The following is a 13,380-nucleotide window of genomic DNA, read 5'->3' as shown; positions in this document are numbered from 1 at the left end:
TAAAATTTAGTTATTTGTTGCAAAATCTTTATCACCTTTGTGCAACTAACTTTAAACCATGGATTTCACACCTGAAATAAAAGACAAACTCAACCAATTACAAGAAAAATACACTGCAATGGGGCAGGATATGGCGTCTTACCTCGATGGATTGTTGTACGCCGATTTCCTAACCTATTGGGATTATATCCACCTTGATACTTTATTAAGCTTACAGAGCCCCAAAACGCCTTTTCCTGATGAAGAAATTTTCATCATGTACCACCAGATTACGGAGCTTTATTTTAAACTTGCTTTACACGAATGCACACAGATTGCTGAACATCAAAATTTAACTGTTGAGTTTTTTACCGCTCGCGTAAGACGTATTAATGCCTATTTTAATGCTTTAACCACTTCGTTCGAGGTAATGGTTGATGGAATGGAAAAGGAACAATTTTTAAAGTTCCGTATGTCGTTATTGCCTGCCAGTGGTTTTCAATCCGGTCAATACAGGATGATCGAAATCTGCGCTACTGATTTTATCCGTTTGGTAGATAAATCCAGACGTAAAGAGTTAAGCACCGCCACCATCGAAGAACAGTTCGAAAATATTTATTGGAAATTTGGTGCAACCGAACTGGCTTCAGGCAAACAAACCTTAACCTTAAAACAGTTTATAAAAAAATATGCAGCCCGGTTTTTACAATTGGCAAAAGACCGTTCTTTAACTAATTTCTCTGCATTATATCATCAGTTACAGGCTAATGGAGCCGATGTTTCAGCCCTGGCAGAAGAATTGCGCAAGCTCGATTTATACGTAAATGTAGAGTGGCCTTTATCGCATTACAAATCAGCTGTACGTTATTTAGAGAAAGATCCTGTTGATGTGGCTGCAACCGGTGGAACGAACTGGCAGAAATATTTGCCTCCGCGTTTTCAGAAAAGAATTTTTTATCCGTTCTTATGGACAGAAGATCAGATGGAGGAGTGGGGAAAAGGATGGGTGCTTAGTGTACTTAAAACACTCAAAAACAAAGATTAATATTACGAAATGCTATTAAAAAAGCCTCTTTTTTATTAATTTGCGCGAAATAGTTAATGACAGAATGAGTGAATTATTGAATTGGAGACTGGGAGCGTAAAACACTTAATCCTTTCGATCAATCACTCATTCAAAATTCAATAATATGACCGAGACATTAGATATAAAAATCACTAAAGCAAACGAAACACGTTTAACTGTTACTGATTTTTCGCAATTACCGTTCGGTAAGGTTTTTACCGATCACATGTTTACTGCCGACTACGAAGATGGCGAGTGGAAAAATTTACAGATTCTTCCTTATGGACCGATTCCGATGAGCCCTGCAATTTCTGCACTTCATTATGGTCAGGCAATTTTCGAGGGCTTAAAAGCTTACCGTCGTCCTGATGGAAAGATCAGCGTATTCCGTGCCGATAAAAACTTCGAACGTTTTAATAAATCTGCAGCGAGAATGTCGATGCCAACCATTCCTCAAGAAATTTTTATGCAAGGTTTGGCTGCATTGATTAATGTTGACGAGAAATGGGTGCCAAATCAGGAAGATTATGCTTTGTATATCCGTCCGGTAATGTTTGCTATGGATCCATATTTAGGTGTTAGGGCTTCTGATACTTACAAATTTGCTTTATTAACTACGCCAACTGGCCCGTATTACAGCAGTGCTTTAAAAGTTAAAATTGAAACCGAGTTTACACGTGCTGATGAAGGTGGTGTCGGTTTTGCTAAAACTGCAGGAAATTACGCACGCTCGTTATATCCTTTTGAGCAGGCTAAAAAAGAAGGTTACGATCAATTAATCTGGACAGATTCGGTAACACATGAGTTTATTGAAGAAGCTGGAACAGCTAACTTGCTTTTTGTGATCGATGGTAAACTGGTTACCCCATCTGTACGCAGCACAGTTTTAGATGGTGTTACACGCGATACCATCATTAAACTGGCAAAAGATGCTGGTGTAGAAGTTGAAGAACGTAGGGTATCAGTTAAAGAAGTAATTGAAGGAATCGAAAACGGAAGCCTAACAGAAGCTTTTGCTGCTGGTACGGCTGCTACGGTAACGCATGTTGGCGAAATGGGATATAATGGTCAGAACTATAAATTAACTGATCCATCAACCAGACATATTTCAAACGGTATAGCTAAAAAGTTAAACGATATCCGTTACGGTTTAGCACCTGACGAATTTGGTTGGAACTGGGTTTTATAATAGAATCCTATAAAAATAAGAAACCCCGATACAGTAATGCATCGGGGTTATTTTTTGTTTAAGGTTTTTAGTATCAGGATTTGGGGATCAAGTATCAAGAGATTGATTCTTAGTCTTTCGTCTTTCTGTTTTGGCTTTTCTAAATTCTATCTTCGGACCTCGGGCTTCCCGTCTCCAGACTTTAAACCTATTTATCTAAAATCACTACACCTTTCGCTTCAAAGGCAAGTTCTTTTTTAGGATCGGTAATTTTTGCAACTTCTTCTGGGGTCTTTCTTGCATCTTCTGCATAATGGCGCAAAGTTTCTACTGAAATCGTTTGTTTTTTTGCCAGGCCGTCTAAAACCACTGTTTTTCCTACAATGTCTTTTGGCATAAAGAAAGCATAATCTTTAAAAGTTACACGCATTGGATCGCCATTTGGCATTTCCAGCGTCATCCAGCAACCTTTTTTCTTGCATACATCTACTACCTTACCCTCGATTTTCATATCTACGGTTTTTTTATCGCCCATAGCAGTTTCCATTTTAGCGGCAGGTTTTACATCGCCTGGTTTCACTTCTTCTCCAAATTTTTGGCCGGTGTAGGTAGCTTGTGCAAATGCAAATGCTGTAAACAAGCAAAGTCCTATGCTTAAAATGATTTTTTTCATCTTTTTATTAATTTATGAATGTTCCGGATTAATATCTTTTTCAAAGTTATTTAAAATTTTTCTAAATAGTAATGTAAAAAAAATCCCCGTTAACATCCGTTAACGAGGAAAATCATCCCTATTTTCGTGTAGACCACATCCTATGATGTACAACACTATACAATAGGCAAACCTGAATCCAAAAGTATCATTTTTGTTGCATTTGAGTGTATTTGCTTGTGGTTCAGGTGTTTGTATGTTTTTGCTGATATTGTTGTATGATATTAATACTGTGGAAGTGGGGAATTTTATCGCCAATACACATTAATTTGTAGATGTTTTTCCCCATCTCTATGCTTATCCAAATACCAGGCTAAAAACCTCCTCTATTTTACTAACCGCTTTAATTTCGAGGTTGTATTTCTCTATTGCAATGCCTTTTAAATTATATTTGGAGATATAAATGGTTTCGAAACCTAATTTATCCGCCTCGGCAATGCGTTGTTCAATCCTGTTTACCGCTCTGATTTCGCCTGATAAACCAACTTCGGCAGCAAAACAATTTTTTGAAGAAACGGCAATGTCCTGTTGTGATGAAATAATAGCAATTAATACAGCTAAATCAATAGCCGGGTCTTCAACCCTGATTCCTCCTGCAATATTTAAAAAAACATCTTGTGTACTTAACCTAAACCCACAGCGTTTTTCTAAAACAGCCAAAAGCATATTCATTCTTTTGGTATCAAAGCCTGTAGCCGAGCGCTGGGGCGTTCCATAAGCCGCTGAGCTCACTAATGCCTGGGTTTCGATTAACATAGGCCGGGCACCCTCTAGTGTAGCAGCTATGGCAATTCCGCTTAATTCTTCATCACGCTGTGAGAGTAGAATCTCTGACGGATTGGAAACTTCTCTTAAACCGCTACCCTGCATTTCATAAATACCCAGTTCTGCTGCGGCACCAAAACGATTTTTGATTGAACGTAAGATCCTGTAAACATGGTGCCTGTCGCCTTCAAACTGTAAAACGGTATCGACCATATGCTCGAGGATTTTCGGGCCTGCAATGGCGCCATCTTTGGTAATGTGGCCAATTAGAAAAACAGGTACCCCGGTTTCTTTGGCGAAACGTAATAACTCAGCCGTGCATTCCCTCACCTGCGATACGCTGCCTGGAGTGGAATCGATATGTGCAGAATGTAAGGTTTGAATAGAATCGACCACTAAAATTTCGGGCTCTAAAATCTCGATCTGCTTAAAAATATTCTGTGTCGAGGTTTCTGTTAAAATGTAGCAGTTGGATGACGGGTTTTCCTGAATCCTTTCTGCCCGCATTTTAATTTGTTGTTCACTTTCCTCCCCGGAGATATAAAGCAGCTTTTTCCCTTTTATATTTAAGGCCAATTGCAGCATTAAAGTTGATTTTCCGATACCCGGCTCACCGCCAATTAATACCAGCGATCCTTCTACCAAACCACCGCCCAAAACACGGTCTAATTCCTTATCGCCTGTTAATATTCTTCTCTCTGTTGATGATTGGATTTCATCAACCTTACTCGGCTTACTTAATTTTCGACTAGTGGTTTCGCTTTTCCAGGTAGGAACGGATGTAGAACCTTTTTCTACAATTTCTTCTACAAAGGTATTCCACTGGTTACATGACGGGCATTTACCCAACCATTTTGCCGATTCGTAACCACAGCTCTGACAGAAAAATGCGCTTTTTGATTTTGCCAATTGATTAAAATTTTAGATTACGAATTTAACCTTTCTCTTTGATAAACCCTGCAGGTTTTAAAAACCTGCAGGGTTTAGAATTACATATTCTAATAAACGAGATCATGTTTTAGGTAATTAAAATGGTTGTTCTTTTTTTAGAAAGCAGGTTTCTTTGCATGTTTGTTCCGCAAGCCCTGCCATTTGCCTTTAATCTTTTTAGGCTCTGTCATGCTGAGGCACGAAGCTTTTGTTTCATAGGTTGCAGGTGCTTCATGCCCCAGCATAACAGTATATTAAGGTTTGCTGCAAACAAAAAGTATTTTCGCTGCTGTCAGGTTTAGATTGCTTGGATCGGCCTTCTGTAATAATCCCACTTAGCCAAAACAAAAAAAGCCCGGATTTTGAAATCCGGGCTTTAAGTTAAATGTTTTTTGAGTTATAATTTGATCTCTTCGTCTTTAGCAGAGATAAAGTGAAACTCGTTTAAATAATAAGATGATTGAGCCTTCACTTTGATCCATTGGCCATATTTAAAGAACCAGCGGCGCTGAAGGTTGAAAATGCCTTTTGTAATGTAAGCTTCTATGTATGGGTGTACGCAAAGTGTTACGCCTTTTTCATTCTGCTCTCTTAAAATATAATTAAGGTTGTTTTCAATATCATCCATTAAAACGATACTCGCTTTAATTTCTCCGGTCCCATCGCAGGCCGGACATTTTTCTACCGTAACAATGTTCATTTCCGGACGTACACGCTGCCGGGTAATTTGTACCAAACCAAATTTGCTCGGAGGCAAAATTGTATGTTTGGCCCTATCCAATAACATCAGCTCACGCAAATAATCGAATAGCATTTTACGGTTTGTTGGTTTGTGCATATCGATAAAATCGATGACCACAATACCACCCATATCGCGCAAGCGCAATTGACGGGCAATTTCTTTAGCCGCCTCTTTATTTACCTGTAAAGCGTTTTCTTCTTGATTTTCTTTACTGGCAGTACGGTTTCCACTGTTCACATCTATTACGTGAAGTGCTTCGGTATGCTCTACAACTAAGTAAGCGCCACCGGGTAAGTTTACTGTTTTTCCGAAAGCATTTTTAATCTGCTTCTCTATTCCGAAGTGATCGAAGATCGGTTCTTTCTGTTTGTACAGTTTAACGATTTTTTCCATTTCCGGAGAAATATCGTGTACATAAGAACGGATATCATCGTACAGCTCTGGCGTACTTACATAAACGTTTGTAAAATCAGGGTTCAGAATATCACGAATTAACGTTGATGATCTGTCCATTTCTCCCCAAACTCTTTTTGAAGGTTCGGTAGAAGGTATTTTTTTAATGAAGTTTTCCCATTTAGCAATCAGATCTAAAAGATCTTTCTGCATTTCGGCAACTCCTCTACCTTCAGAAACGGTTCTGATAATTACCCCAAAATTTTGAGGTTTAATACTTTCGATAATCTTTTTTAAACGATTACGTTCGGTATTACTTTTAATTTTTTTTGATACAGATATGGTATTGGAGAATGGCACCAGTACCACATACCTGCCGGCAATCGAAATGTCGGAACTTAAACGTGGTCCTTTTGTAGAAATTGGCTCTTTAGCAATTTGTACAGGTAGGAGCATGTTTTTACTGAGCACATCAGAAATTTTGCCTGCCTTATTAATATCGGCTTCTAGCTTTAAATTATCTAATAATGTGCCTGTAACCGAGCCATTACGCTTGATCTTAGTTAGCTTAATTAAAGATTGCACCTGAGGGCCCAAATCAAAATAATGCAAAAATGCATCTTTCTCATAACCAACATCCACGAAAGCAGCATTCAGGCCAGGCATAATTTTTTTAATGCGGCCCAAATAAATATCGCCTACGGCGTAGTTATTATTGATTTGTTCTTTGTGAAGCTCAACAAGTTGTTTGTCTTCAATCAACGCTATGGTAACTCCGGCAGGAGTCGAATTGATAATTAATTCTTTTACCAACAGCTACAGATTTAAGGCTTTCGCCTATTAACAAATGGATAGTAAATAAAAAACATTGATGTAGCCTAAAATCATACAATAAAAAAATCATATAAATGGTTTAAACCTCATAGTGTTTACTATGAGGTTTAATAGGCTTAATCAAAATAAGAAACTATTTTTTCTTATGTCTGTTTTTTCTTAAACGTTTTTTACGTTTGTGCGTAGCCATTTTATGTCTTTTTCTTTTTTTACCGCTTGGCATAGTTTTAAGTTTTAAATGTTTTTATTAATCTGTTAATTAATTTTTATTCTTTAGTTCAGCCACCTTCTTATCAATAAAAGAAGATAAGGTTGGGTTAGCCGCTAATTTTTTGCTTGCTAAATAAGCATCTACTGCTTCTTTGTTTTTGCCTAAATTTTCTAAGGCTGTACCTAAGTAGAAATAAGCTTCAGGGGTTGGCGCTGCCGCGATTACCGTTTTAAAACGGGGAATTGCTTTGTCGAACTGACCTGATTTTATAGAGAATAATCCTAAATTCATATTCGCTTTAACGTTTTTAGGTTCTTTAGCCACCACTTCGAGCAACATTGCAATACCTTGCATTGGTGCGCCCAAACCGTTTACTATCGTAACACCTAAGCCGGTTTTAGCTTCAATGTTTGTAGCGTCTTTCTCTAATGCGTTTTTGTAAGATGTATTGGCTTTCTGCAATAAAGCAGGTTGTGCCAGACTATCTTGTGTACTTTCGAAGGCTTTTATAAACTGGTTACCTGCTGCCAACCATGTTTTTGCTGATGGTTCGCCCTGGGCTACAATTTCTAAATAAAGTGCAGATGGAGTAATTTGCTCAACATCGTCCCATTTCTGGGCCAGTTGTTTTGCCACTTCGATCTTTTCTGCACCATCAGCACCTTTGTAAGTGTTTTCTAAAGCTGTAATATCTGTAGCCAGGTTTTTATTGATTACATTTTTTGCAGCAGTAGATGATGTTTCAATGTTTAGTGCCGATGAAGTAGACGCTGCTGCTGCCCCGGCCATTGGACCGTTGGCTGGCATTTTGCCGTTTTCTTCAGTTGGTTTTACTAAACCCTTAATGTCTCTTGTAAATAAAAATGCAACAAGCAATACAATCGCTCCAATAATGATGGTTTGTTTTGATCTGATGCTGCTATTCATATGTTTAAGACTTAGGCTTCTACGTTAATTTTTTTTGAATTGCTTTTCACTTTGTCAACAAATACTTTTGCTGGTTTAAAGCTTGGAACAAAATGTTCCGGGATAATTATTGCAGTGTTTTTTGAGATATTTCTCGCAGTTTTTTGCGCTCTCTTTTTAACAACAAAGCTTCCGAAGCCCCTAACGTATACATTTTCACCGCCAATCATGCTGGTTTTGATAACCTTGAAAAATGCCTCAACTGTTTCCTGTACATCAACCTTCTCAATTCCGGTTTTTGTTGATATTTCTGAAATAATATCTGCCTTAGTCATATTTTATTATTTATTATATTATGTGTTTTAATATTACTACTGTTTTGGGGTTGCAAAAGTATTGCTTTTTAATGAGATAGGGAAATAAAAGATGATTTTTTTATCTCCAGACTTATCACCCTATTGCAACTTTTTTTTAAATCGGATAAATACACCGTAATTTGCAACAATGACATTTCAAAATGAACTCATCAATTGGTACCTGCTAAACAAGAGAGATCTGCCCTGGAGGCATACCAATGATGCTTATACCATCTGGTTATCAGAGGTTATTTTACAACAAACAAGGGTGGAGCAGGGCCTGCCGTATTTCAATAAATTTTTAGAAAATTTTCCCACTGTTAACGATTTTGCCAGTGCTACAGAAGCGAAAGTTTTAAAGCTTTGGCAAGGCTTGGGCTACTACTCAAGGGGAAGAAATATGCATGCCACCGCGCAGATTGTGGTGAAATATTACCATGGAATCTTCCCAAATCTGCATGATGAGCTGATAAAATTGAAGGGAATTGGCGACTATACGGCAGCCGCAATCTCTTCTTTTTCATCAGGAGAAGCGCGTGCCGTGGTTGATGGAAATGTATTTCGCGTACTCTCCCGTTATTATGGTATTGATACCGCAATCAATTCTCCGGCAGGAAAAAAAGAATTCTATTCGCTGGCAAATGAGTTGCTTTATCAGGACGATCCTGCACTGTACAACCAGGCCATTATGGAGTTTGGGGCAATGCAGTGTAAACCTAAATCGCCAAATTGCGGCATTTGCCCGCTTAATCAAACCTGTTACGCCTTTAACCATAAAGTGGTGAATGAGCTTCCGGTAAAGCTTAAAAAGGCAGCACAGAAGCATCGTTATATCAATTATTTTATCTGTTTTGAGGAAGGGCAGGTATTGATAAGGGAAAGGCAGGCTGGCGATGTTTGGCAGCATCTGTATGATTTCCCTAGCATAGAAATGCTTCAGCATCAGAATACGGATGATGTTGTTTTTGTTGATCAGGTGAAAAATACCTTTGGAAACGATGCCGTTTTTGAATTGATTAGTGCAAAAAAACATATATTAACACACCAAATAATCCACGTTCAATTTTTTGCATTAAAAAATTATATATTTAACTTTAATAAACAAAAGGAACTTAATTGGGTTTCTTTAGATAAGTTAGATGAGTTACCGCAGCCAAAAGTAATCCACGATTTTGTACAGGAATACTTTTTTAAAGATTAAATGGAGTAACTAACCATCTTGGCTGATTATATTTATAACGAAACAACTAACCAAAAATATTTATGTCTGGGATTAACAAAGTTATTTTAGTAGGCCATTTAGGCAAAGACCCTGAAGTACGGCATTTAGACGGTGGCGTAACGGTAGCCAGTTTTCCATTAGCTACATCAGAAACCTATAACAAAGACGGCAAGAGGGTTGAGCAAACGGAGTGGCACAACATCGTATTGTGGCGTGGACTGGCAGAAGTAGCTTCGAAATACCTGCAAAAAGGCAAATTGGTTTATATAGAAGGGAAACTGAGAACAAGATCTTTTGAAGACAAAGAAAAAGTTAAAAAATACGTAACCGAAATTGTTGCCGAAAACTTTACCATGTTGGGTAGGAAGAGTGATTTTGAACAAAGCCCTGCTGCGCCCACGCATCAAAGCATAGAATCGAAAATTGAAGATGAATTTACCATCGGTCCATCAGATGAAAATGGAGACCTTCCATTCTAAATTCGGATTTTACTGATCACATACAAGGAGCTGCCTGATAAGAGGCGGCTCTTTTGTTTTGCGAATACGGTTTAAACGTCATATTTAAATTTGTCATTCTGATCCGATAGTTATCGGATGCAATGAAGAATCTTTACCTTCCCTGGAAAAAATCGCTAATAGGCGCTGTCTAAACCTTCGATTATTAAAAAGAATCTTCATGGCGTTCAGAATGAAGTAAGGGGTTTTATAGGGACGATTGCCTGCTCATTTAAAAGTTTCAATTTAAGCAGGCTAGTCGTATAAAAAAAATCCTGTTCTTTTGGGAACAGGATTTTTTATAATGAGTATGGTAGACTAATTAATCTTTGTATAATAGATGTTCAGTTTCATTTTATTAGTGGCTGTACTACCTGTTCCAATGATTGATCTTTCAGCAGAAGCTGCTGTAGGCACAGTTTGGAAAAGATTATAAGAGGTTGGCGCCAAAAATGTACCTTCGTCTTTTATGTTGCCATCAACCAAACTTTGAACATAACTTGTTACAATAAAAATATAACGGTTTTTTGTTGAATCAAAATAACCACCAAACAATGCCTCACCTGCAGCTGATATGCCAGAAGAGCTTACTGCAAAATTAGTATAATCAGGAACATTGGTAGGTTGGTGTGCAATATCCCAACGGTATAAAGAAAGTCTTTGTGCAGCATTAAATGGGTATGCAGGCGCGCCGCCACCAAGTTCTACAACCAATTCAGCTTTATTAATAATTGCTTTTCCGTAAGTGCCGGTAAAGCCTGTTAATCCATCAAAGCTGATTTTTGTTTTAACACCAGCCAGGCCTTGCAAATAAGTTACATTATTTGATGCCGAGGGTGCATCAAGTTGTGCTCGTACAGGTGTACCTGCATAATCATGTTTAAAAGTTGCTGCTACACCAGAATATCCACTGGTGGTTGATATACCAATCGGGAAGTTCACACTGCTCGTATCTACCCCACTCGATGAATTGGTTTTTTTCCAAACCAGCTGTACGTAAGAATCTGCGCCTGAAAAATTGAAAAACCCAATACCACCAGTACCTGTTGATGATGATTTGTTCACCTGTGCATACAAACCTTTAAAAGCATTCACAAATTTAGCATTTGATGAAGTGCCTGCTGTACCCAGGTTTAAAATATTGTTCTGGATAAAAAATTTGTTAAGCGGAATCCTGATTTGCGCAGGTACTACTTTTAGAGTATCAGCCTTACCAGTAACAATATCGTATATTTTAGTTTTGGTATTCGGAACCAGTTTACCAGTAAAATTTCCTAATAAAGTATTGTTAATCGCTTGAACATCAGAACTCTTATAATTAGTTACCGGATTGGTTAATTGAAATACATCAATACTGTATTTAGAATTGGTTGTATCGCCGTAGAATTTAGTCACGGTGCTCGATTCGTCGAACTTCAAGACTAAAATTGCTGAATCAAGTTGAGGTGCAGTTCCAAAATCATAACTTGTACTTATAGGATAAACAGTCATTGCTATACCAGCTTCCGTTTTGCCAAAAACAGGATCAACCATGTAACCTAATGGATAGCGGCTTTGACCGAAAGTGGTTGCAGCGGTTTCCTCAACCAGTTGGGTGGTTACCGGCGATACCACTAAGGTTCCCGTAATTGCACTGTTCGGATCAACATCTAAACCAACACTATCGGGGTTTTTACATGATGCAAAAAGAAAAAGACCTATCAACAGGGTTAATAAGTCTTGTTTTGTAAATTTCATATTTTAAATAATAATACCTAATTAAGCTACTGAAACCAATTCATCATTTGAAATTTCTTCATAAAAAGTATAGAAGTTTTCAAAATTCTCGGTTAAGTTAAAAGCTAATGTTGGCTTATTGGAATCTTTAACAAATTTTAACACATCTTTACTTAGGTTTTCGTCTGCTAAAACCACTGCATCTGAGTGTGTTATAGCGCCAATGTGCATGCTGTCGCAGTTAGATGGTAAGAATGCTTTAGTGTCATCCTCAGTCATATTGGCCATTACTGCTTTGGTCGCGAAGTTGGCGTTTAATTTTTCTGTAAAGCCATCTTCATATATAGAGTACACTACTTTAGAATTTTTGAAAGTAGGGTCGTTTTTATAAGTGGTTTTAATGTAAGCAGGAACCAATGCACTCATCCAGCCGTGGCAGTGAACGATGTCTGGTGCCCAACCTAATTTTTTTACGGTTTCTAAAGCGCCTTTGCAGAAGAAAATTGTACGTTCATCATTGTCGTCGAAGAATTTTCCGCTGGCATCTCTAAATACCTGTTTGCGTTGAAAATATTCTTCATTGTCTAAGAAATAAACCTGCATGCGTGCAGCTGGGATGGAGGCTACTTTAATAATTAAGGGATTATCGTTGTCATCAATAATGATGTTCATTCCCGACAAGCGTATTACTTCGTGTAAACGATTTCTTCTTTCGTTGATATTACCAAACTTTGGCATTAAGATGCGGATTTCAAATCCTTTTTCTTGCATAGCCTGCGGTAATTGACGCGTAATTTCAGAAATTTTAGTAAGCTCGAGGAAAGGCGACATCTCGTGTGTAACAATCAGCAGCTTCGTTTTTGCCATCTCCATATTCTAAGAAAATATTAAGTTAAATAAAAGATAATGAGCTGCAAAGGTAAGCATAATAATACTATTTATCAATATAGCAAGCATTTGTTTGGTTTCGTTTAGATTAATTTACACCTTTACGGCTTTAATTTAGATTGTCCGAATTGGAAATATTTAAAACCAAAGCAGCGCTTAAGGCTTTTTTGCAGCCTTTAAAAGCATCAGCTAAAAAAATAGCTTTAGTACCTACCATGGGTGCTCTGCACAATGGCCATATATCATTGATAAAGCTGGCCCAGCAAAATGCCGATATCATCATCTGCAGCATTTTCGTAAACCCTACACAGTTTACAGATCCTAAAGATCTGGAAAAATATCCAAGGCCGATTGAACATGATCTGGCCATGCTTGAAGATGCAGGTTGTAACGGCGTATTTATGCCCAATGTGGAAGAAATGTACCCTGCAGGTGCCAGCGAAGCCTGGCATATCGATTTGGGTAATGCGGAGTTTTTGTTGGAAGGCGAGTTTAGAAAAGGCCATTACCAGGGCGTAACGCAAATTGTAAAAAAATTATTTGATGCTGTTGAGCCCGATGTGGCCATGTTCGGACAAAAAGATTTTCAGCAGGTATTAATGATTAAAAATATGCTGGCTTATTTTAAGTTGCCAATCACCATCATTACCTGCCCGATTATCCGCGAAGAAGATGGTTTGGCCATGAGTAGCCGGAATATCCACCTATCGGCCGATGACCGCCAAAATTCATTGGTATTAAATAAATCATTACAGTTTGTTGTCGATCATTTTAACGAATATTCGTTAACTGAACTAGAAAGTAAAGCAAAATCCTTCTATAATAATATAGATGGTGTTGAACTGGATTATTTTATCATTGCCAATGGCGATAACCTCGAACCAGCCAAATCGAAAGATGAAAATAACCTGGTTGCTCTGGTTGCTGCAAAGGTAGGAACTACGAGATTGATTGATAATATGATTATTAAATAATGGAAGATGGGAGAGGTATGA

Annotated in this window: 13 protein-coding genes; 5 read left to right on the top strand and 8 right to left on the bottom strand. The window is 37.9% G+C overall.

Translation table 11 applies throughout. The features are described from left to right. Window positions 1–58: 58 nt before the first annotated feature. Window positions 59–1,024 (top strand): tryptophan 2,3-dioxygenase family protein, encoded by a 966-nt coding sequence (locus R2R28_RS16050; RefSeq protein ID WP_316826698.1) that lies wholly within the window; start codon window positions 59–61, stop codon window positions 1,022–1,024. Window positions 1,025–1,169: 145 nt separating this feature from the next. Further along, a complete protein-coding gene (locus R2R28_RS16045) occupies window positions 1,170–2,234 on the top strand; it encodes a branched-chain amino acid aminotransferase (RefSeq protein ID WP_316826697.1) in 1,065 nt (354 codons plus the stop codon). Between the two features lie 187 nt (window positions 2,235–2,421). Here the strand turns inward: R2R28_RS16045 and R2R28_RS16040 are convergent, their stop codons facing one another. From R2R28_RS16040 to R2R28_RS16015, 6 genes are all read right to left on the bottom strand, one after another. Then, window positions 2,422–2,886, bottom strand: coding sequence for a DUF4920 domain-containing protein (locus tag R2R28_RS16040; RefSeq protein ID WP_316826696.1), 465 nt, complete (start codon window positions 2,884–2,886; stop codon window positions 2,422–2,424). 336 nt (window positions 2,887–3,222) lie between these two features. After that, window positions 3,223–4,599, bottom strand: a complete 1,377-nt coding sequence (gene radA / locus R2R28_RS16035) for a DNA repair protein RadA (RefSeq protein ID WP_316826695.1) — start codon at window positions 4,597–4,599, stop codon at window positions 3,223–3,225. Window positions 4,600–4,736: 137 nt separating this feature from the next. Then, the gene (locus R2R28_RS16030) at window positions 4,737–4,865 is read right to left on the bottom strand and encodes a hypothetical protein (RefSeq protein ID WP_316826694.1); all 129 of its coding nucleotides are present in this window, start codon (window positions 4,863–4,865) and stop codon (window positions 4,737–4,739) included. A gap of 152 nt (window positions 4,866–5,017) precedes the next feature. Further along, window positions 5,018–6,568, bottom strand: a complete 1,551-nt coding sequence (locus R2R28_RS16025; protein ID WP_113949101.1) for a ribonuclease E/G — start codon at window positions 6,566–6,568, stop codon at window positions 5,018–5,020. 280 nt (window positions 6,569–6,848) lie between these two features. Continuing rightward, window positions 6,849–7,727 carry a tetratricopeptide repeat protein gene (locus R2R28_RS16020; RefSeq protein WP_316826693.1) on the bottom strand — a complete coding sequence of 293 codons (879 nt, stop codon included), beginning with the start codon at window positions 7,725–7,727 and terminating at the stop codon, window positions 6,849–6,851. Window positions 7,728–7,738: 11 nt separating this feature from the next. Next, complete coding sequence (locus tag R2R28_RS16015) at window positions 7,739–8,041, bottom strand: HU family DNA-binding protein (protein WP_025143406.1); 303 nt, start codon at window positions 8,039–8,041, stop codon at window positions 7,739–7,741. 169 nt (window positions 8,042–8,210) lie between these two features. Between R2R28_RS16015 and mutY the strand changes: the two genes are divergently transcribed. Both mutY and R2R28_RS16005 read left to right on the top strand, forming a co-directional pair. Continuing rightward, the gene (gene mutY, locus R2R28_RS16010) at window positions 8,211–9,263 is read left to right on the top strand and encodes an A/G-specific adenine glycosylase (RefSeq protein ID WP_316826692.1); all 1,053 of its coding nucleotides are present in this window, start codon (window positions 8,211–8,213) and stop codon (window positions 9,261–9,263) included. 62 nt (window positions 9,264–9,325) lie between these two features. Beyond that, complete coding sequence (locus tag R2R28_RS16005) at window positions 9,326–9,763, top strand: single-stranded DNA-binding protein (RefSeq protein WP_316826691.1); 438 nt, start codon at window positions 9,326–9,328, stop codon at window positions 9,761–9,763. Window positions 9,764–10,099: 336 nt separating this feature from the next. Here the strand turns inward: R2R28_RS16005 and R2R28_RS16000 are convergent, their stop codons facing one another. Both R2R28_RS16000 and R2R28_RS15995 read right to left on the bottom strand, forming a co-directional pair. Next, window positions 10,100–11,518 carry a DUF4270 domain-containing protein gene (locus tag R2R28_RS16000; RefSeq protein ID WP_316826690.1) on the bottom strand — a complete coding sequence of 473 codons (1,419 nt, stop codon included), beginning with the start codon at window positions 11,516–11,518 and terminating at the stop codon, window positions 10,100–10,102. A 21-nt stretch (window positions 11,519–11,539) separates the two neighbouring features. Next, entirely contained in the window at window positions 11,540–12,364 is an 825-nt protein-coding gene (locus R2R28_RS15995) for a glycogen/starch synthase (protein WP_316826689.1), read from the bottom strand. Window positions 12,365–12,513: 149 nt separating this feature from the next. Between R2R28_RS15995 and panC the strand changes: the two genes are divergently transcribed. Beyond that, window positions 12,514–13,359, top strand: coding sequence for a pantoate--beta-alanine ligase (gene panC / locus R2R28_RS15990; protein ID WP_316826688.1), 846 nt, complete (start codon window positions 12,514–12,516; stop codon window positions 13,357–13,359). The last annotated feature ends 21 nt before the right edge of the window (window positions 13,360–13,380 follow it).

Origin of the sequence: Pedobacter miscanthi (genome assembly GCF_032678605.1) — a bacterium.
GTDB lineage: Bacteria > Bacteroidota > Bacteroidia > Sphingobacteriales > Sphingobacteriaceae > Pedobacter > Pedobacter miscanthi_A.
The sequence above is the reverse complement of the archived record's forward strand: the minus strand, read 5'-3'. Positions and strand labels throughout refer to the sequence as shown.

What these genes read in the sequence shown, in the direction of transcription:
- R2R28_RS16020 (WP_316826693.1), bottom strand. Translation starts at nt 7,727, where the DNA reads ATGAATAGCAGCATCAGATCAAAACAAACCATCATTATTGGAGCGATT.
- R2R28_RS16000 (WP_316826690.1), bottom strand. Translation starts at nt 11,518, where the DNA reads ATGAAATTTACAAAACAAGACTTATTAACCCTGTTGATAGGTCTTTTT.
- R2R28_RS16030 (WP_316826694.1), bottom strand. Translation starts at nt 4,865, where the DNA reads ATGCTGGGGCATGAAGCACCTGCAACCTATGAAACAAAAGCTTCGTGC.
- R2R28_RS16005 (WP_316826691.1), top strand. Translation starts at nt 9,326, where the DNA reads ATGTCTGGGATTAACAAAGTTATTTTAGTAGGCCATTTAGGCAAAGAC.
- R2R28_RS15995 (WP_316826689.1), bottom strand. Translation starts at nt 12,364, where the DNA reads ATGGCAAAAACGAAGCTGCTGATTGTTACACACGAGATGTCGCCTTTC.
- mutY (WP_316826692.1), top strand. Translation starts at nt 8,211, where the DNA reads ATGACATTTCAAAATGAACTCATCAATTGGTACCTGCTAAACAAGAGA.
- R2R28_RS16045 (WP_316826697.1), top strand. Translation starts at nt 1,170, where the DNA reads ATGACCGAGACATTAGATATAAAAATCACTAAAGCAAACGAAACACGT.
- R2R28_RS16040 (WP_316826696.1), bottom strand. Translation starts at nt 2,886, where the DNA reads ATGAAAAAAATCATTTTAAGCATAGGACTTTGCTTGTTTACAGCATTT.
- R2R28_RS16050 (WP_316826698.1), top strand. Translation starts at nt 59, where the DNA reads ATGGATTTCACACCTGAAATAAAAGACAAACTCAACCAATTACAAGAA.
- R2R28_RS16015 (WP_025143406.1), bottom strand. Translation starts at nt 8,041, where the DNA reads ATGACTAAGGCAGATATTATTTCAGAAATATCAACAAAAACCGGAATT.